Raw genomic sequence first — 17,402 nt, 5'->3', positions numbered from 1 at the left:
TATTTACATGATGGGAATCTGCTGATCGACAATAATCAAATTGAAAATTCCTTACGTGGCTTGGCCCTAGGTCGGAAAAATTATCTTTTTGCCGGATCACATGATGCTGCACAGCGAGCTGCCATGATATACTCTTTCTTCGCGATCTGCAAAAAACATAATATCAATCCCTACAATTGGCTAAAAAACACCCTGCTAAACATCTCCACAATCAATCATAAAAACATTACCGACCTATATCCGCAAAACTTTAACAAAGTTCAGCAACTAACAAATATGTAGTTGGTAGGCCGGATACGATTACAGCATTCCTGAATCCATAGCCAGTTTGCCGATCTACAAAGAAATGGAAGATGATTACAGAACAAAACTGCATGATCGTGTATCTCAGACTTTACTGGAAGGATACCCCGCAGACGCGGTATGGGAAACAGATGGTATTGAAACTGCCGTTTTGAGACAGGCAAATAAGGCATCCGCCGATTTAATCGTTGTGGGCAGAACAGGTTCAGGAAAGTTCTGGGACAAATTAATTGGAAGCTCCGCGACTGGCATTGCAATAAATGCTTCCTGCCCGGTGCTCATAATTCCTCCGAATCATAAGGTTTCCCAATTTGAAAATATTGTTTATGCCACTCAATTAGAATTCGACGAGACCGATATAATAAGTGAGGTGATCGATCTCGTAAAACAATTGGAAGGCAAACTCAGACTGGTAAAGGTGAACTCAGACTGGGAACCGGATATCCAACCCGATAGGCAGTTCATTAAACAAATAGAGAATGAGCTTAATATGAATCAGAAAGATATAGTCATACTAAATGGCAATCAGGTAATGCATGCACTTGAAGATTACTCAGATAAAATCTCGGCGGACCTTCTGATTGTCTCTACCCGTCAACGTGGATTTTTAGACAAGTTGTTTGACCCGGGAATGACTAAAAAGTTAATTGTGGACACCCACGTGCCGCTTTTGGTCTATCACCAAAAATCTCATAAAAATCAATATAACGCTCCGTTGGTAATATTATAATGTTATCTAGTGTGGTAAATTTTCTCTGTACCGTCCGTAAACCCACGTTCCTGCAACTGCACTAAGCAATGTAACCGTCACAACGGTTGCACCCATACCGATTTGCGCGAATAATGGCCCCGGACAAGCACCGGTCAATCCCCAGCCCAGCCCAAAAAGTAATCCGCCATAAATTTGTCCCTGGCTGAATTTCTTATTTGTAAATGAAATCTTGTCACCGGATATGGTTCTTATATCAAAACGCTTGATAAGCCAAACTGAAATCATCCCAACCACAACAGCACTGCCGATAATTCCGTACATGTGAAAAGATTGCAGCCGAAACATTTCCTGGATCCGAAACCAGCTGATCACTTCCGCTTTTACAAAGAATACACTGAAAAGCAATCCGACCAGCAAATATTTCAGGTTGTAATACCATTTATGTTCTTGCCGGCTTTCGTTGATACAAATTGAATCCGTGGCCCGGATATCATGTTCGTTCAGTTTGTGAAGATATGCCTGTTTTGAGTTTTCCATTTACAAAAATTTATAATGATAATATGAAAGGTAATATCCAGTTGGCCATCACAAACCCGCCGATCATAAAACAAACAGTTGCCACAAGTGATGGCCATTGCAATGTGGATAGTCCCATGATTGCATGCCCGCTCGTACATCCGCCGGCATAACGCGCACCAAATCCTACCAGAAAGCCACCACCGACGATCATGATGAATCCCGGAAGTGTTAAAAGCTTATCCCAACGCATCAGATCAGCAGGTACCATCGAAGAAAAATCAGTTATACCATATCCGGCAAGTTCCTTCACCAACATCGGGTTCAATTGCGTTGGACCGGGACTGGCAAAGAAAATTGCAGCGATTATTCCTCCAAGAAATATACCAGACACAAAAAACAAATTCCAGATTTCCTTCTTCCAGTTGTAGTTAAAGAACTGAATTTTTCCAGGTATGCAAATGGCGCAAACATGCCGGAGCGATGACGATATCCCAAAGGATTTGTTACCTAATATCAACAAAGCAGGGACAGTCAGCCCGATCAGCGGCCCGCTCACATACCATGGCCAGGGCTGTTTTATAACTTCCAGCATGAATTAAAATTATAGTTCTTGAATTTTTTTTCTGAGTTTGTTCCACGCACCTCCATTGTAAACCTCTACCCCACCGGCTTTCAGCACTTCTGCCGCCATCTCACTGCGGGCACCGCTCCGGCAGCAGGTGATGACAGGTTTTCCGCCATTTTTTAAAAATGCTGCTTTGCTGCTTATTCTGTCCAAGGGCATGTTCACGCTTCCCTCAATGTGGCCGGATGCAAACTCCTGCGGGCTGCGCACATCGACGATCAGTGCGCCATTATCAACCAGATCTTTCAGATCCGTTTGACTATTTCCGAATATTGCTGAAAAAATCCTCATGACGTTGTTTTTATAAGAGTGTGCTCGGACAGACATAATTACTCACTTGTAAATCAGCAGATTCCTTTATCGCCTTGAATCCTCCCGACACATCGATCAGATTATCGTAACCTCTTGCTTTCAGGATTGAATTAAACATCATTGACCGGTAACCACCTGCACAGTGTACGAAGTATATTTTGTTTTTATCGATTTGTGCAAATTGGTCATTGATGTAATCAAGCGGAATATTTTCGGCCCCGATGACATGCTCTGAATCATACTCACTGGCTTTCCTTACATCCAGCAAAACTGCGGATGGATCGCTCTGCAGGCTCTCGCTTAATTGGTCAGCTCGCACGGATTCGATACGATCAACCTGCTTACCAGCCTTAATCCAGGCATCTATTCCGCCATTCAGATACCCGATCGTATGGTCGTAACCTACACGTGCCAGACGTGTGATGACTTCCTCTTCCCTATCCTGATCAGTGATCAGCAGAATCCTTTGTTTGATATCCGGTATCAGTGTGCCCACCCAGGGAGCAAAACTTCCATTGATCCCGATGTTAATTGAATTGGGAATAAATGCTTTTGCAAAGATCTCTGCATCTCTTGTATCGATCATCACGGTGTCCGTTTCATTGGCCGCTACTTCAAAAGCTGCCGGATCCAGTGCGTGATCCGCCCTTTCGAGGACAGTGTCAATGCTTTCATATCCCCGTATATTCATCATGACATTTTCAGGAAAATAAGCCGGAGGTGGCATCAACCCTGCTGTAATTTCTTTTACGAATTCTTCTTTCGTCATATTTGCCCGCAGTGCATAGTTGAACTTTTTCTGGTTGCCCAATGTGTCGGTGGTTTCCTTGCTCATATTTTTTCCGCATGCACTGCCTGCTCCGTGAGCCGGATACACGATAAGGTGATCAGCCAGAGGCATAATTTTATCGCGCAAAGAATCAAAAAGATGTTCGGCCAGCTTTTGCTGTGTAAGCTCGGCTACTACCTTTTGTGCCAGATCCGGACGTCCGACGTCACCAATAAACAGCGTGTCGCCCGTGAAAATTCCGACCTGTTTTCCCTGCTCATCTTTTAACAGATAACAGCTGCTTTCCATCGTGTGTCCTGGTGTATGGAGTACTATTAGCGTAATATCTCCCACTTTCAGCTCCTCGCCGTCCCTGGCTACATGCGCTTCAAATCCTGGTTTGGCTGTTGGACCGAACACAATCTGAGCACCTGTTTTTTCGGCAAGGTCAATGTGGCCTGATACAAAGTCGGCGTGAAAATGCGTTTCGAGCACATACTTTATTTTGGCTCCATCTTTTACAGCCCGGCTGATATAAGGGTCTACTTCACGAAGCGGATCGATAACCACGGCTTCTCCGTTACTTTCGATATAATACGCACCTTGGGCAAGACAGCCCGTATAGATTTGTTCGATTTTCATATGCTGTATGCTTAAAATTTTACGCGTTTGTTTTTGAATTAACTATGTAAAGTTCGGTATGCCCCGGTAGGCAGTCAGTGATATTTATCACGTAGGAATAAAATATCGATAACATTTTTCCATCTAGGCAGAAACATCCGGTTTGCAGGCGGTATTGCTTGTAATCAAGCGGCCCATTTATTTAAGGTGCAGCAGCTCGGTTGAAATAATGTAAATTCCCATTATCAGCACAAACCAGCCAAACGCCTTTTTTAAAGACCTTGCATTAATGCGTTTTGCTATTAGGCCTCCAATCAGTATTCCTGCCATGGCGATGGCAGTAATTTTTAGCAGAAATATCCAGTCAATCATAAAATGACCGAAGTCTCCTACAAAACCGATCAGTGAATTGAGGGCAACTATCAGAAGTGATGTACCAACCGCCTCTTTCATGGGCATGCCCATCACCAGTACTAGAGTTGGAATCAGCAAAAACCCTCCGCCTGCACCTAAAATTCCGGTAGTTAAGCCAATTCCAACGCCGCTAAGCAGCATTTTGATTATATTTCCTTTCAAGTCGCATTCAAGACAGCCCTGTTTCCTTTCTTTGCTTCTGATCATTCCTACGGATGCAATCACCATCAAAACGGCAAACAGAATCATGGTCAGCAAAGACTCAGTAATCTGCAAATGTCCTATTTTAAAAAGCTCCCTGGGAATTAACGGAATGAGAAATTTGCGGGTAAAAAAAACCGTTGTAACAGACGTACTGCCAAACAGCAGTGCCGTTCTGATCTTCACAGCTCCCTTGCGATAATTATTATAAGCTCCGACGAGGCTGGTTGAGCCGACAATGAAAAGTGAATAGGATGTTGAAACTAGGGGGCTTATTCCAAACATATACACCAACAGCGGAACGGTCAGTATAGAGCCGCCTCCTCCGATCAAACCCAACGAAATACCAATAAATACAGATGCTAAGTAAGCTGTTAATTCCATTTTTGTGACTATTATGACACAAAATTCAGAAGCATTGTTTGCCGGGAAAGTGAGAAAAGTCACATAGACTGAAAAATATTATAACATAACTTTACAAATCGAGGATATCACCTGTTCGGGGACTTCTGGCAAGGAGGAACCTATCAGAATGAAGTCTTTATTTATTAAAATGCACCTGCTATTATCTGCCTCAATATGATTGAAAATATTTCCTACTATCTCGACACTGTTTTTCACGATTTTGAACCCGAATTAAAACAGCATTTGCAGAGGGATTGCATCGTGAAAGCTATTCCCGCGGGAGAAGTGATCATGCGCACCGGCCAGTATATAAAACATACATTGCTGATCGGAAGCGGCAGAGTAAAATTGTACCGTCAGGGTGACGACGGTGAAGAAGCCTTCATTTATGATCTGGAGCCTGGCAATGCCTGCGCTCTGTCTATGATCTGTAATACAAAACAGGAAGCCAGTGAAATTATGGCCAAAACAGTGGAAGACACCGTGGCGATCATGATCCCGATTCAGTTAATGGACGAGCTCATGCAGAAATACAAAACCTGGTATTACTTCGTCATTGCCAACTACCGCGCCCGTTTTGAGGAACTGCTTGTTGTATTTGACAATGTGGTCTTCAAAGGCATGGACGAGAGACTGGAATTTTACCTTAAAAACCAGTTTGAAAGTAGTAAAATCCGTATTCTAACCATTACCCACCAGGAAATCGCTAACGACCTGAATACGTCCCGGGAGGTAATTTCAAGACTGCTGAAAAAAATGGAGCAGGATAAAAAAATCAGGCTGCTGAGAAATAATATTGAATGGCTAACACCAATATAAATCCAAACCAAGATTTAAACTTTACCTACAAAATACTGACCTGTATCATCTTAGTAGCCACTGATTATCATACTGGTAAGAATTTATCCTGGATAAATTTGTTGGTAAACTTCGCTGCTTAGATATAATGAAAACTTTTAATTCTCTCTCAAGACAACTATTTCAATTCTGGTGGACTTTTCTTTTTCCCGGCTCAGGGCTGATTCTTTTGGGAATTTATGTACTTGTTCAACCTGAAATGCAATTAGCCGCTCTGAGCCTTTATTTATGCGTTGCATTTCTGATAAACGGGATTTTTGAGATTCTCGTCACTATCACAAATAAGAAAATGGTTAATGGGCGGAAATGGTATCTCGCGGGAGGTGTCCTGGATCTTCTTGTTGCAGGCATTTTCATAAGCAACCCCATCCTTGCGACCGCTTCCGTTCCTCTACTCGTCGGGTTCTGGCTCTTACTTCGAAGCCTGGCTATGATCGGGCGGTCTTACGAACTTAAACAGATTGGATTAATGCATTGGGAGTGGTTATTGTACTTTGGGTTCACAGGACTTCTGTTTTACTGGGTTAATATTTACAGTCAATTGTTTGCAACAAAAATTATAATTACCTGGACTGGCATTGCTATTTCAATGGCGGGAGTTTTTTACATCTATTACAGTATTTGTTTAAAGAGCACAACCAATACACTGGATAACACAAAAATTTGATTTAAACCGACCACATCATGAAATCAGAACAACAACAAATTTATTTTCCAGTATTAAACACAATTACTTCAAAACTGGGTATTGACAAGAAAAACAAGGCTGGAAAAAAACTTGAAAAAGAAATTTACAAAACACTTAGTGAACTCGGTGAAGATATTGAAGCGATTGTGAAAAAGAGAATAAATAAGGAAGACAAACAAATGGTTAAAGAACTAAAACATCAGCAGAAGCAGCAACGGAAAGAGCGCAGAAATGCCGCAGTTTCAGAGCTATTGAAAAATTACTATTATGCTAGCTGAGAAGCTCTAAACATATGTCCCCCGACCATCCGATTACGTCTATCAGAGAAATTGACCTTTCGCCTAAACCCGGAAAAACCTATTGGAAAAACGGGATCAGGGAATGGCGGGAAGAATTTATCTATTTTTTACTGGTAGACCGATTTCATGATGACCTCGAACGTAATCCGCTTTTGGTTTCCAATCATTCAAGCGGTTTTGGTACGCAAGACCAGTTGCGAACTACCTGCGGCGGGACGTTGAAAGGAATTGAAAAACATCTGGATTATATAAAAGATCTGGGTTGTACGGCTCTCTGGCTCAGCCCTGTTTTTGAAAACAATCCGGCTTCCTATCATGGTTACGCCATACAAAATTATCTCAAAATTGACCCCAGGTTTGGCACTAAAGATGACCTCGAATCACTGGTAAATGCGGCACATAAACTGGAAATCTGTGTATTCCTCGACATTGTGCTTCATCATTCCGGCGACAACTGGGCATATCCTGCCGATGAACCCTACTACTATTACCAGGGTGCTACATTCCCTTTCGGGGCCTGGCGAAACGAAAATACGCCGGTTCCGACGGAGCTCAGAAACTCCGAATTATACTGGAAGAAAGGACGGATACGCAATTTTGACACTTTTCCTGAAACGCGTGAGGGAGATTTCCATGGACTGAAAACTTTTAAAAATGATGCCTCTCCGGAGGCACTATTGGTTCAGCAAATTCTGACAAAGGTACATTGTTACTGGATGCGCGAAACCGATATCGACGGTTTCAGGATTGACGCTGTGAAGCACATGGGAGAAGAAACGGTAAGCCAGTTCTGTTCACACGTTCGTGAATACGCCTATAAACTGGGCAAACGCAACTTCTTTCTGTTCGGCGAGCTAGTTGGCCCCGAAGAAATGTATAATAAATATATTGGGCCAAAAACCTCGGTCGTGGTGGAGGACAAAGCCATTTATTTTGGATTGAACTCTGTTCTTGACTTTCCTTTATACCACATTCTGTCAGACGTCATTCACGGAAAGGCCACACCAGAAAAGCTGGTGAAGCGCTATGAATCGCTGCGCAAAAATGCGATGAGCAGAGGCGAATTCGGTGAATTCCTGGTGACCTTCATTGACAACCACGACCAGGTCGGGCAGACTTTGAAACAGCGTTTTGGCAGCGAAGCGACAAAAGAGCAGATCATCGCCGGAATCGGTTTTCTTTTATGTGCTCTTGGAACGCCTTGCATATACTACGGCACAGAACAGGGTTTCAACGGATCAGGTCAGGACGACTCAAGCATCCGGGAAGCTATGTTCAGTTTGGACGATCCGACGCGCAATGCTCTGAATAAATCCTGTCATATTTACCTTGAAATAGCAAAACTAGCTTCAATAAGGAAAAACAGTGCAGTCCTTAAATTTGGCCGCATGTATATGAGAAAACTTTCCGAAGACGGCAAAAACTTTCACCTGCCGACCTTCCCGAAGTGCCTTCTGGCATTTTCGCGCGTGCTGTACGACGAAGAATTTGTGATCGCATACAATAGTTCCTTAACAGAATACGACGAAGAGTACATCCTGGTAGACAGGCTGTTAAATCCGTCCGGAAGTGTTTTTAAATTTATTTTCGGTCAATCCGGACAGGCTAATGTTCTCTTGAACGAAAAGGGAGACCTGCATTTTATCAAATTAAAACTTGCTCCTGCGCAGTTTGTGATTCTGAGCAATAACTTGTCGGATGTTTAAGATTAAATCCACCTACACGGCGAGCCGATGACGGATCAAAGAACTGATCACCGTCATGATTTATGGAAACCAATGTCAGTCCAAATCCATACACTTATGTGGTAATTGAACCCAAAATCTGCATGGATATGGACGGCAAGCCTTTACACCGGATGGCGCCCGCAGAGATTTCTGATTTTTTAAGCGTAGACCCTTTGAATGGGCTCAGTACCACGGAAGCAAAACAAAGATTCGTGCGTTACGGCCCCAATGTGTCAAGTAAGCAGGCACCTGAAAATGCGTGGACAGTTGGGTTTCGCCAATTCAGGGGTGTGATGGTTTTGATACTTGCTGTCGCTGCCCTCGCTTCTTTTTCCATTGGTGATACCATTGAAGGCTTCAGTGTAGCAGCCATTATTTTTATTAATGCGTCAATCGGTTTTGCGCTGGAATGGAATGCAAGAAAATCCATGGAAGCACTTGATAAGCTGGATCAGATTCCCGGCAAGAGTAATCCGCGATGGTATGGTTATTGAAATCCCTTCTGAAAATGTTACCAAAGGTGATATTCTAGTTATTGAGGCCGGTGACATTGTCCCCGCCGACGCGAGCGTCATTGAAGCCAACCAGCTGGAAGTGGATGAATCAGCGCTGACCGGAGAATCTATCGGCGTTACCAAGGACACGCAGCTATCATTACAAGAAGCAACTTTGGCCGACCAACGTAACCGGCTATTCAAAGGAACTGCCGTTAATAATGGTAATGGAAAGGCAATCGTCACAGATATCGGAAATTCCACAGAAGTTGGTAAGATATCAGTCATGGTTCGCAACGCAGAACGTAGCGCTACTCCGCTGGAAGCAAAACTGGAGGGACTTGGGCAAGTTCTCATTTGGGTAACCGCCGGCCTTGCCACGTTGTATTTAATTGTTGGTGTAATTCGCGGAGAAGAACTTAAGCAGCTGCTTGAAACTGCCGTTGCACTTTCAATTGCCGCAATTCCGGAAGGAATGACTGTCGTCGCAACAATTGCAGTCGCCAACGGCGTGCTCCGGCTGGCAAAACAAAAAGTCATTGTAAAACGCCTGTCAGCCGTCGAAACTTTGGGAAATACGAATACAATTTTTACTGATAAAACCGGCACGCTCACTCAGAATAAATAGAAGCCGATACCATTCATTTGCACAAAACGGATTTAACTACCAGAATAAACGAAGATAAAACAAACTTAAAGAACGCTCTGCAACGCTCAGATTCTGGCGAATTTGACCTGCTTTTGCGCGTTTGCGCTCTTGCCAATAATGCTCAAATAACAGAGGAAACAAGAAACAAAAATACCGGGGACCCATTGGAAATTGCACTCCTGACTTTTTGTACAAGATTTGACTTCGATCTGAAAAAGACAAAGCATGATTATATAAAATTAGCGGAAAACACCTTCAACTCCAATACCAGAATGATGTCCACATTGCATCAATCCGGTTCCCGGTATTTCGTTTCTGTAAAAGGAGCTGTTGAGGAAGTTATGGAAAAGTGTCTTTGGGAGAATGAAGAAGCCAGACAACATGAATACAATCTTTCAGAAAAAATGGCTGGTGACGGACTGAGAACGCTGGCATTTGCCTATCGCGAAACGGATTAACATCCAGCTTCTGACTTCACTAATGATGGGAAACTTATCTATTTGGGTTTGATAGGATTTATTGACCCTCCCATCACTGCTGTTACTTCTGCTCTAAAAGCTTGTCGCGATGCGGGAATTAAGGTGATCATGCTGACAGGCGACCATCCGGCGACTTCTCTCAATATAGCCATACAGATCAGACTTGTACCTGAGAATAACCGAAACGTAATCACAGGAAAAGAGCTGCTCAACATGGATCCAAACGGTGAAGCTGACAGACAAAAACTCCTGAATTGTAACGTTTTCGCACGAGTCAACCCGGCTCAAAAACTGGACATGATAAGTTTTATCAAAACCTGGGAAATATAGTTGGGATGACCGGCGATGGCGTAAACGACGCACCGGCTCCTAAGCAGGCAGATATAGGAATTGCGATGGGACTCAGAGGTTCGGCAGTTGCATCGGAGGCAGCTGATCTCGTGTTAAAAGACGACTCGTTCGTATCCATTGTCCGTGCGATTAGCCAGGGAAGAGTGATTTTTGAAAATATCAGGAAGTTTATCATCTTTTTACTTTCCTGCAATCTGACAGAAATCTTCGTGGTCACTTTCGCAGGATTACTGAATACAGGGAACCCTTTGCTTCCCCTGCAAATCCTGTTCATCAACATCGTTACCGATGTGTTTCCGGCTCTGGCATTAGGGGTGGGCAAAGAGAACAATCACCTCATGAAAAAGCTTCCCCACGACCCCAAAAAATCGATCATCGAAAAAAGTGACTGGCGTAAAATTGTATATTATGCAATGGTCATGACAATGTCGGTTTTAGGAGTTTACTGGCTTGCAATCAATCAGTTTGGACTTAGCCAAGAGGAAGGCAATACCATCACATTTTTTGCACTTTCACTTTCTCAGCTGCTTTATGTTTTCAATCTATATTCCGGGAAGGGCCGGTTTTATTCTAATGAAATCACGGCTAACAAGTTTGTCTGGCTGGCTACGGCATTGTGTATCCTGGTTTTATTGGGAACGTATTACATTCCTTTTTTAAGAATGATACTCAATTTGCAGCTTCTGAATACACGTGCATTAGGGCTGATTCTACTTGCCGGGACGATACCCATCTTAGTGATCCAGACTGTCAAACTTGCTTCATGTAAGTTCATTAAAATGCATTAACCCGGGCAGTTTCAATCCATGACGTAATTTGCGAATCCAGGTCTTTACTGACTGTATATTTTCTCCTAAAATAACTCAATTACAATCATTTTCAAGGATGAGGAGCATCATAGTTACGGTTCTTAATATGATCTATTTTTGACAAACAAAAAGTTGATTCCACTTAAAAACTTTTCGAGATGAAGACGGACCTGGAAATTCAGAAAGACGTTATGGAACAGTTAAGATGGCAGCCGATATTGGAAGCAACCGAAATTGGCGTTTCTGTAAAAAACGGAATAGCAACTTTGTCTGGTCAGGTTAATTCTTATCCCAAAAAACTGGCGGCAGAGAAGGCCGTGAAAAAGGTTAGCGGCGTAAAAGCTGTGATTGAGGACATTCGTGTTGTACTCCATCCTGTTCATGAGAAAACCGATCTGGAGATTGCAGAAGCGGTGGTAAATGTGTTAAAATGGAATTCAGCCGTTACGGAAGAAAATATCAAAATCAATGTTGAAACCGGTTTTGTAACGCTCAGCGGGCAGGTGGAATGGGCACATGAACGCGCAATGGCCGAAATTGCTGTTGAAACCATAAAAGGTGTCAGACTGGTGGTAAATCAAATCACGATTAAACCAAAACCTGTCTTGGAAAATATCAAACGAAAAATTGATTTGGCATTTCAGCGTCATGCATCCATTGACTCAGCGAAAATAAAGATAAACGTCGTCAGTAATACCGTTATTCTTAGTGGAACTGTCAGGGCTTACAGTGAAAAAGCGGACGCCGAAGATGCAGCCTGGGATGCACCGGGAGTGAACCGGGTCGAGAACCAAATCGAAGTAGCAGAAGACAAATACGCATTTGACTAACACATTCCAGGCGTTGGCTGTGGCAAAAGAGGAACTGGCTAGGCTGGTTCCTTTTGCATTTAGACAAAAACGAGAACACGATCGCAGGTCCTTTACTCCATATAAAACACAGCCGCACAAAGTATTTTGCCATTGCGAAAATTATCGAGCGCCTGACTAGAAACTCCCCTTCCCAATTGCACCACTTCCCGAAAAACTCATGCCCCGGAATAAGGTCTGGCTTCGGATGTGCTAGTTCCCCGTCCACAATATGGAGGTCGGTTCTGCAAATTCCACAGGCGATTACCTTCACGAGTATCTGATTTTCCTGAGGATCCCGTATTGGCAGTTTTGACAAGGCCAATGGCTTTCCCGGCGACTGGAAAATCATAGCGTCCATGTTATGCGGTAAGTGCATAACGATTAGGCTCGGCTTGATTAAAACAACATAATCATCAGAAGATCAAAAGGTTCGTGTTACAATTTGTTATTCATGAAAAGTGACTGTTAGATCAACATTTCCTCTCGATTCCGGAAAATTTTGAAAAATTTTTGCAACTGCTGACCTGATCAGGATATCCGTGTCTTTTGTATCGTATAGCACTACTTCCATGGCCGCCACCGCCCATCCGCGCCAGACCAGATTTTGTTTTTTTGTTCTCATGAAGTCGATGATCAAAGTTCCTTCGCGGTAGCTGAACAAGTCGGATCTGGGACGCATGAAGTAATCGCCATACATATATCCGTAAGGATCGGGAGCCAGCATAGAACGTTCTTCCATAACAATATGATAGTGCAGCGTGAGGTCAGGATTCTGTTCGGAACGGACATACCCTTTTGCCTGCATCAGGTCGTTTGCTGCCGCTCTTATCCGTTTATCGTTCAATTCACTGTAATACAACGGATTGCCATTTTTCTCCGTTTGACTTGCCTCCTCCCAGGTGAAGGTCTTGTAGTTCCGGATGTTATCTTCTTTGTCGTAATCGAAATAGGCGCGAATCGCAGGACTACAACCATATAAACCGATCAACAAAACCGTGCATAGCTTTTTCATGACGTTTGATTTAGCTTTTTTCAATATCGAGTTTAGCCCAAATTTATCCGGATGGATTCTTGCAAAAAATGTCCGCCTGCATGACTTGAGCTGACATTACTCATATATGATACCTTTAAAATCCAGGAAACGAAACACGACAACGTCTTGCCCAGCTTGCTGACTAACCATGATCAAAATCAGATTTCATACCAATCAACGTCATTCTGATTCTTTCTGATAATCAATAGTTTAGCATCGTTAATCAACAATTTAATGACACGGAAAACCATTAATCGAACAACCATGAAAAAGATCCTCGTGCCATGCGACTTCTCAGATTCTGCAAGACAAGCTTACAAGTTTGCAATTGATATTGCTGCTGCCAATGGCGGTGAAGTAATTTTGGTGAAAGTTATAGATCTCACACCTGTTTATGTTGAAAGCCTGGATTCGAATCCTTATTATCTGCATGTGACATCTGTGCTAAAAGAACTGGAAGAGGACGCCTGGAATGATTTTGAGGTTTTTACGAAAGCAATAGATGCTAAAAATGTGAAAGTAACTTTTGTAACTGAGCAAGGCACGGTATGCCGGACATTACTAAACCAGATCCACAAACAGGAAGCAGACCTTGTTGTGATGGGCACACATGGCGTACACGGACTGAAAGAATTTTTATTGGGTTCTAATAATGGAAAAATTGTTCAATGTGCACCCGTTCCTGTATTTGTCATTCACCATGCGCAAAGTTTTTCCAGGATCAAAAACATCATTTTTCCTACTGAAATTGATCTGACTCAAAATGCAATTGTTGAAAAAATTAAAGCATTGCAGTCCTTTTTCAATGCAACGCTCCATTTATTATATATTAAAACACCAGTCAATGATGACAAAATGGCGGAACTGGAAATGAGCCTGCGAAACATGGCCCGCTTCTACGACCTAAACGAGTTTACAGTTAATGTCCGGGAACAAAACAGTGAGGAGGAAGGTATCCTAAAATTCGCAACTGATTTAAGTAATTCCATCATAGCGATGGGTACTCACGGCAATAAAGGACTTAAACATTTTATAGCCGGTAGCATCGCTGAAAGTGTTGCAAACCATTCGGGAGAAACGATCTGGACGTATTCTATCGGTGCTCAGCAGTGACGATCTTACGCAAATTCAACATTACAAAGACTTTGCTGATATGAAAAAGATCCTTGTACCGTGCGATTTCTCACCTTGCTGTGAAAATGCGTTGAGATTTGCCATAGAACTGGCAGGCAAATGCCGTGCTGAGGTGATCATTCTCACCATTTTGAGGCTGCCGGAGAAACTATCCGATACTAAGGATCTTTATTTATACAGAAAACAGGCCAAATCTGGATTTGAAAAAATTAAAAAGATCTATCAGCTCCCCATCAGGATCAGGCACGAAATCACTGTGGGAAAAATACTACCGGAGATTCTTGGATGTATAACCAGGAAGAACATTAACCTGGTTGTGATGGGAACGAAAGGTTCCCGAGGCTGGGAACAGGTATTCATGGGGTCGAATACTGAAAAAGTGGTTAGGGCCTCGCCAGTTCCCGTGTTGTCGATTAAGGGGCTAACTGCGGTTGGTTTAATAAAAAATATCGTTATTCCCTGCGATCTGAGACATCATCAATATGAGTTTATTGAGAAAGTAAAGTTCCTGCAAAAGACTTTTCAGGCCAGACTTCACTTGCTGCGTATAAACACGGACGTCAGGATTAAAACTAGCACGCTTGAATCCCGGTTACAGGAATACGTCGTTCATTATGGACTTGGCGATACGACCTGTAATGTCAGGTTTGAAGATGATGAGCGGGAAGGAATTGTCCACTTCGTAAAGGAAATGAATGCAGATATGATCGCTATGTCAACACATGGTAATCTTGATGCGGGTCATTTGTTCGCCACCAGCATTGCAGCCGATGTGGTGAATCATGCCAATATACCTGTCTGGACCTGTGCTGTCAACAAAAAACTTGCAGAGCCTGCTCCGCCAATAGCCGGAAAACGTGCTTCAACCAATAAACTACTAAGTTCAAAATTAACCATCCCATGACCTACAAACCTACCACCAAGCAAGTGAGTTTTGTTTTGCCACTGTATTTTACAAAGGCCGAGGTAGTATTTACGAAAGGCAGTGGAAGTCTTGAAAACATCAGTTTTCAGATACTTCAAAATGCTGAACCAAGGCATGTGGTGTCAACAGAAAAACTTGAAAAAGGATTTTGGCTGGCGCAGCTTGTCTGGTCTATGGGAAGGTCCCAATACTGTACCGAAAAGTTAATTGAAATCGCTTAAACAAAAAATCACTTTATGAAAACCATTGTCCTTACCACCGATTTTTCGAAAGAATCAGCATCCGCCTCCGAGTTCGCAGTAAAAATCGCGGGGATTTTAAAGTCACGTCTGCTGATCCTTCATGTTTATAAGTCATCGTTCCATATTCCAACCTGGACGGATCTACCTGTTCCATCAGAAGACAAAGCGAAGCTCAAAAGTATGCGCCAATTGTACAACCTTAGGAGACGGCTTAGAGAATTTTCCGGAAAGTCAGTTGAGATAATCCTGTCCGCAAGGGACGGCGACACGATTGATACCATTAAAGAAGTAACAGGTGAGCAACATGTCGATTTGCTTGTAATGGGCACTGCCGGAGCAAAATCGCCTGGCTATACCTATTTTGGCAGCAAGGCTACCGAACTGATTTTACAGATTACGGTACCCCTGCTCCTGGTCCCGCCCAAAGCACACTTCTCTCAATTTGAAAAAATGGTACTCGCTGCCGATCTGAGGCACCCTGTCAATGCTGCTGCATTGGATAATGTAATACATTTTTGCAAAGAGTTCGGTGCGGCCTTAGACGTCGTATGCATCAGTGAGGATCCGTCCGACCCAAAAACCCTCGAAGCCGGCCAGCACGTACGTAACCTTATGCAATCTATTCCTCATACAATGAGTATCCTTTCGGGACATACTGCGACTACGAAAATAATTGACTTTGCCACAGACAACCACGCCGACTTGCTCATTATGCTTCCCAGACCGCACAACAAGCTTTTATACGCAGTGCTGGAAAGCAATACACAGCAGATTGCCAGACAGGCCGATATGCCTGTATTAGCGGTAGTTTAAGAATTTTCATGTGTATCAATCAAAAAAAAGACCGCTTGGAATAATGCTCCGGAAGGTCTCCTGTTTTGTTTAGCTTTGGTTAAAAATCTTTCAGGAAGCCAGCTAACCTCCTTCGACCGGGTAGGTAGCACCCTGTTAGAAAAGAGGCTTTACCCGAACAAAGGAATAGAACAAGTTCTGCAACCTCATTAAATGACTAATTTTGAATTGATCATAAAAATAAATTAGTGGGATGCATGCTCCATGTATGCCTTTTTGTGCTGATCATGTTTTCTCTCCCACAAGAATAGATTATCGTTTTTCTTTTGTAGTAAATACAAGGCAATGGCCATAAAGACGGTTGCAGGAAATGCAGCATAAGTTCCAAGCGGAGCGACCGCCAGGCCAAAAACAATCCCTCCCCAGCAGCCAATTCGGAACAGCTTGCCTTTGAGCAGCATAGCGATGGCAATAAAAGCCTGGCAAATGGCAATTACCAGTACCATAGGCGTTACGATTGCTTCAAAAGTCCCCAGAATGAACTGTTTATAAAGTGGAACAGCAGTGTCAGCATAGTCCTGGTATACCCAGGGCGTATCCAAAGCCATGGAAGAATTGATCCAGCACGCCCAGCCGAAAAGCATTATAAAAAACACGCGTGCAAACTTCGGAAACCTGATCGAGGCAAAAATAGAGAGCAATGCCAGTAAATTGGAAGTGATGTAGGCCAGCACAAAAAAGAACGGAGTAAAAGGCAGGTGGTCCATGATGATTGTGTTTAGTGATTAACGAATTACATTTCGACTTTTCCAAAGGATGTTAAAATCAACACGCATCTATTTCTGTTTCAACCTTTTTTATTATCAAAAGTAAATAATCCGGCTACCAGAATGTCTAAAACGGACTTCACCGGGCCAGTCATTTCGGAGTATCATGGGCCAGTCATAACGGAAATCAACGGGCCAAAATTCAGGATCATTTTTCGGAGGTCATTGGGCCAGGTTATCAGCAAGTCAAGATTTCGATTTTGACCGAAAACGGAGGTTACTGGGCCAATAATGATTTTGATTTCGGAAGTCAATGGGCCATTCCTTCGGGTGAGAGTTGGTCAAGGCATCTTAAAACGGAGGTCATTGGGCCAAAATCTGCTTCAATCCGATCCTGATCTGTCAATACAGGCAATCTAACTT

The 17,402-nt window shown here is 43.0% G+C and carries 24 protein-coding genes; 16 read left to right on the top strand and 8 right to left on the bottom strand.

What is annotated here, in order from left to right; translation table 11 throughout:
* Together E0F88_RS33165 and E0F88_RS33160 are read left to right on the top strand one after the other, a co-directional pair.
* A partial coding sequence (locus tag E0F88_RS33165) for an IS66 family transposase (RefSeq protein WP_165940228.1) occupies positions 1 to 282 on the top strand: 282 nt, incomplete at its 5' end.
* Between the two features lie 46 nt (positions 283 to 328).
* Complete coding sequence (locus E0F88_RS33160) at positions 329 to 1,033, top strand: universal stress protein (RefSeq protein ID WP_131963041.1); 705 nt, start codon at positions 329 to 331, stop codon at positions 1,031 to 1,033.
* A gap of 6 nt (positions 1,034 to 1,039) precedes the next feature.
* Here the strand turns inward: E0F88_RS33160 and E0F88_RS33155 are convergent, their stop codons facing one another.
* The 5 genes from E0F88_RS33155 to E0F88_RS33135 form a co-directional block, all read right to left on the bottom strand.
* Positions 1,040 to 1,552: a DUF6691 family protein gene (locus E0F88_RS33155; protein ID WP_131963039.1), complete on the bottom strand. Its 513-nt coding sequence runs from the start codon at positions 1,550 to 1,552 to the stop codon at positions 1,040 to 1,042.
* Positions 1,553 to 1,562: 10 nt separating this feature from the next.
* Entirely contained in the window at positions 1,563 to 2,126 is a 564-nt protein-coding gene (locus E0F88_RS33150; RefSeq protein WP_131963037.1) for a YeeE/YedE family protein, read from the bottom strand.
* A gap of 9 nt (positions 2,127 to 2,135) precedes the next feature.
* A complete protein-coding gene (locus tag E0F88_RS33145; protein ID WP_131963035.1) occupies positions 2,136 to 2,450 on the bottom strand; it encodes a rhodanese-like domain-containing protein in 315 nt (104 codons plus the stop codon).
* 10 nt (positions 2,451 to 2,460) lie between these two features.
* Positions 2,461 to 3,882 carry an MBL fold metallo-hydrolase gene (locus E0F88_RS33140; RefSeq protein WP_131963033.1) on the bottom strand — a complete coding sequence of 474 codons (1,422 nt, stop codon included), beginning with the start codon at positions 3,880 to 3,882 and terminating at the stop codon, positions 2,461 to 2,463.
* A 177-nt stretch (positions 3,883 to 4,059) separates the two neighbouring features.
* Positions 4,060 to 4,860 carry a sulfite exporter TauE/SafE family protein gene (locus tag E0F88_RS33135; protein ID WP_131963031.1) on the bottom strand — a complete coding sequence of 267 codons (801 nt, stop codon included), beginning with the start codon at positions 4,858 to 4,860 and terminating at the stop codon, positions 4,060 to 4,062.
* A gap of 195 nt (positions 4,861 to 5,055) precedes the next feature.
* On the opposite strand from E0F88_RS33135, the gene E0F88_RS33130 reads away from it, so the two are divergent.
* The 10 genes from E0F88_RS33130 (at position 5,056) to E0F88_RS33085 (ending at position 12,065) form a co-directional block, all read left to right on the top strand.
* The gene (locus E0F88_RS33130) at positions 5,056 to 5,700 is read left to right on the top strand and encodes a Crp/Fnr family transcriptional regulator (RefSeq protein WP_131963029.1); all 645 of its coding nucleotides are present in this window, start codon (positions 5,056 to 5,058) and stop codon (positions 5,698 to 5,700) included.
* 127 nt (positions 5,701 to 5,827) lie between these two features.
* On the top strand, positions 5,828 to 6,406 hold the full coding sequence (locus tag E0F88_RS33125; RefSeq protein WP_131963027.1) for an HdeD family acid-resistance protein: 579 nt from the start codon (positions 5,828 to 5,830) through the stop codon (positions 6,404 to 6,406).
* A gap of 17 nt (positions 6,407 to 6,423) precedes the next feature.
* Complete coding sequence (locus E0F88_RS33120; RefSeq protein WP_131963025.1) at positions 6,424 to 6,705, top strand: hypothetical protein; 282 nt, start codon at positions 6,424 to 6,426, stop codon at positions 6,703 to 6,705.
* 14 nt (positions 6,706 to 6,719) lie between these two features.
* Entirely contained in the window at positions 6,720 to 8,432 is a 1,713-nt protein-coding gene (locus E0F88_RS33115; RefSeq protein WP_131963023.1) for an alpha-amylase family glycosyl hydrolase, read from the top strand.
* Positions 8,433 to 8,494: 62 nt separating this feature from the next.
* Complete coding sequence (locus E0F88_RS33110; protein ID WP_131963021.1) at positions 8,495 to 8,947, top strand: cation-transporting P-type ATPase; 453 nt, start codon at positions 8,495 to 8,497, stop codon at positions 8,945 to 8,947.
* The gene (locus tag E0F88_RS33105; protein ID WP_165940244.1) at positions 8,937 to 9,575 is read left to right on the top strand and encodes an HAD-IC family P-type ATPase; all 639 of its coding nucleotides are present in this window, start codon (positions 8,937 to 8,939) and stop codon (positions 9,573 to 9,575) included. Before E0F88_RS33110 ends, E0F88_RS33105 begins: the two co-directional genes overlap by 11 nt.
* Before the next feature lie 17 nt (positions 9,576 to 9,592).
* Positions 9,593 to 10,054, top strand: a complete 462-nt coding sequence (locus E0F88_RS35055) for a cation-translocating P-type ATPase (protein ID WP_165940243.1) — start codon at positions 9,593 to 9,595, stop codon at positions 10,052 to 10,054.
* 48 nt (positions 10,055 to 10,102) lie between these two features.
* Positions 10,103 to 10,405: a cation-transporting P-type ATPase gene (locus E0F88_RS33095; protein WP_131963015.1), complete on the top strand. Its 303-nt coding sequence runs from the start codon at positions 10,103 to 10,105 to the stop codon at positions 10,403 to 10,405.
* A 5-nt stretch (positions 10,406 to 10,410) separates the two neighbouring features.
* Positions 10,411 to 11,214: an HAD-IC family P-type ATPase gene (locus E0F88_RS33090; RefSeq protein WP_131963013.1), complete on the top strand. Its 804-nt coding sequence runs from the start codon at positions 10,411 to 10,413 to the stop codon at positions 11,212 to 11,214.
* A gap of 179 nt (positions 11,215 to 11,393) precedes the next feature.
* Positions 11,394 to 12,065 (top strand): BON domain-containing protein, encoded by a 672-nt coding sequence (locus E0F88_RS33085; RefSeq protein WP_131963011.1) that lies wholly within the window; start codon positions 11,394 to 11,396, stop codon positions 12,063 to 12,065.
* On the opposite strand, the gene E0F88_RS34970 is transcribed toward E0F88_RS33085, so the two are convergent.
* Positions 11,953 to 12,435 (bottom strand): alcohol dehydrogenase catalytic domain-containing protein, encoded by a 483-nt coding sequence (locus tag E0F88_RS34970; protein WP_374756338.1) that lies wholly within the window; start codon positions 12,433 to 12,435, stop codon positions 11,953 to 11,955. The genes E0F88_RS33085 and E0F88_RS34970 overlap by 113 nt on opposite strands.
* A 96-nt stretch (positions 12,436 to 12,531) precedes the next feature.
* A complete protein-coding gene (locus E0F88_RS33075; protein ID WP_131963009.1) occupies positions 12,532 to 13,098 on the bottom strand; it encodes a DUF4136 domain-containing protein in 567 nt (188 codons plus the stop codon).
* A 285-nt stretch (positions 13,099 to 13,383) separates the two neighbouring features.
* On the opposite strand from E0F88_RS33075, the gene E0F88_RS33070 reads away from it, so the two are divergent.
* The 4 genes from E0F88_RS33070 to E0F88_RS33055 are packed head-to-tail and all read left to right on the top strand — an operon-like array spanning position 13,384 to position 16,233.
* On the top strand, positions 13,384 to 14,232 hold the full coding sequence (locus E0F88_RS33070; RefSeq protein WP_165940242.1) for a universal stress protein: 849 nt from the start codon (positions 13,384 to 13,386) through the stop codon (positions 14,230 to 14,232).
* Between the two features lie 40 nt (positions 14,233 to 14,272).
* Positions 14,273 to 15,157, top strand: coding sequence for a universal stress protein (locus E0F88_RS33065; protein ID WP_131963005.1), 885 nt, complete (start codon positions 14,273 to 14,275; stop codon positions 15,155 to 15,157).
* Entirely contained in the window at positions 15,154 to 15,399 is a 246-nt protein-coding gene (locus E0F88_RS33060) for a hypothetical protein (RefSeq protein WP_131963003.1), read from the top strand. Before E0F88_RS33065 ends, E0F88_RS33060 begins: the two co-directional genes overlap by 4 nt.
* 15 nt (positions 15,400 to 15,414) lie before the next feature.
* Entirely contained in the window at positions 15,415 to 16,233 is an 819-nt protein-coding gene (locus E0F88_RS33055) for a universal stress protein (protein WP_131963001.1), read from the top strand.
* A gap of 224 nt (positions 16,234 to 16,457) precedes the next feature.
* On the opposite strand, the gene E0F88_RS33050 is transcribed toward E0F88_RS33055, so the two are convergent.
* On the bottom strand, positions 16,458 to 16,979 hold the full coding sequence (locus E0F88_RS33050) for a hypothetical protein (RefSeq protein WP_131962999.1): 522 nt from the start codon (positions 16,977 to 16,979) through the stop codon (positions 16,458 to 16,460).
* Positions 16,980 to 17,402 lie beyond the last annotated feature (423 nt).

Source organism: Dyadobacter psychrotolerans, assembly GCF_004349265.1.
In the GTDB taxonomy this organism is placed as follows: domain Bacteria; phylum Bacteroidota; class Bacteroidia; order Cytophagales; family Spirosomataceae; genus Dyadobacter; species Dyadobacter psychrotolerans.
This window is presented reverse-complemented; position numbering and strand designations above follow the sequence as displayed.

Excerpts from the sequence above, each read along its gene's own strand:
- E0F88_RS33155 (WP_131963039.1), bottom strand. The coding sequence starts at position 1,552 with ATGGAAAACTCAAAACAGGCATATCTTCACAAACTGAACGAACATGAT.
- E0F88_RS33150 (WP_131963037.1), bottom strand. The coding sequence starts at position 2,126 with ATGCTGGAAGTTATAAAACAGCCCTGGCCATGGTATGTGAGCGGGCCG.
- E0F88_RS33145 (WP_131963035.1), bottom strand. The coding sequence starts at position 2,450 with ATGAGGATTTTTTCAGCAATATTCGGAAATAGTCAAACGGATCTGAAA.
- E0F88_RS33140 (WP_131963033.1), bottom strand. The coding sequence starts at position 3,882 with ATGAAAATCGAACAAATCTATACGGGCTGTCTTGCCCAAGGTGCGTAT.
- E0F88_RS33135 (WP_131963031.1), bottom strand. The coding sequence starts at position 4,860 with ATGGAATTAACAGCTTACTTAGCATCTGTATTTATTGGTATTTCGTTG.
- E0F88_RS33130 (WP_131963029.1), top strand. The coding sequence starts at position 5,056 with ATGATTGAAAATATTTCCTACTATCTCGACACTGTTTTTCACGATTTT.
- E0F88_RS33125 (WP_131963027.1), top strand. The coding sequence starts at position 5,828 with ATGAAAACTTTTAATTCTCTCTCAAGACAACTATTTCAATTCTGGTGG.
- E0F88_RS33120 (WP_131963025.1), top strand. The coding sequence starts at position 6,424 with ATGAAATCAGAACAACAACAAATTTATTTTCCAGTATTAAACACAATT.
- E0F88_RS33115 (WP_131963023.1), top strand. The coding sequence starts at position 6,720 with ATGTCCCCCGACCATCCGATTACGTCTATCAGAGAAATTGACCTTTCG.
- E0F88_RS33110 (WP_131963021.1), top strand. The coding sequence starts at position 8,495 with ATGGAAACCAATGTCAGTCCAAATCCATACACTTATGTGGTAATTGAA.
- E0F88_RS33105 (WP_165940244.1), top strand. The coding sequence starts at position 8,937 with ATGGTTATTGAAATCCCTTCTGAAAATGTTACCAAAGGTGATATTCTA.
- E0F88_RS33090 (WP_131963013.1), top strand. The coding sequence starts at position 10,411 with ATGACCGGCGATGGCGTAAACGACGCACCGGCTCCTAAGCAGGCAGAT.
- E0F88_RS33085 (WP_131963011.1), top strand. The coding sequence starts at position 11,394 with ATGAAGACGGACCTGGAAATTCAGAAAGACGTTATGGAACAGTTAAGA.
- E0F88_RS34970 (WP_374756338.1), bottom strand. The coding sequence starts at position 12,435 with ATGATTTTCCAGTCGCCGGGAAAGCCATTGGCCTTGTCAAAACTGCCA.
- E0F88_RS33075 (WP_131963009.1), bottom strand. The coding sequence starts at position 13,098 with ATGAAAAAGCTATGCACGGTTTTGTTGATCGGTTTATATGGTTGTAGT.
- E0F88_RS33070 (WP_165940242.1), top strand. The coding sequence starts at position 13,384 with ATGAAAAAGATCCTCGTGCCATGCGACTTCTCAGATTCTGCAAGACAA.
- E0F88_RS33065 (WP_131963005.1), top strand. The coding sequence starts at position 14,273 with ATGAAAAAGATCCTTGTACCGTGCGATTTCTCACCTTGCTGTGAAAAT.
- E0F88_RS33060 (WP_131963003.1), top strand. The coding sequence starts at position 15,154 with ATGACCTACAAACCTACCACCAAGCAAGTGAGTTTTGTTTTGCCACTG.
- E0F88_RS33055 (WP_131963001.1), top strand. The coding sequence starts at position 15,415 with ATGAAAACCATTGTCCTTACCACCGATTTTTCGAAAGAATCAGCATCC.
- E0F88_RS33050 (WP_131962999.1), bottom strand. The coding sequence starts at position 16,979 with ATGGACCACCTGCCTTTTACTCCGTTCTTTTTTGTGCTGGCCTACATC.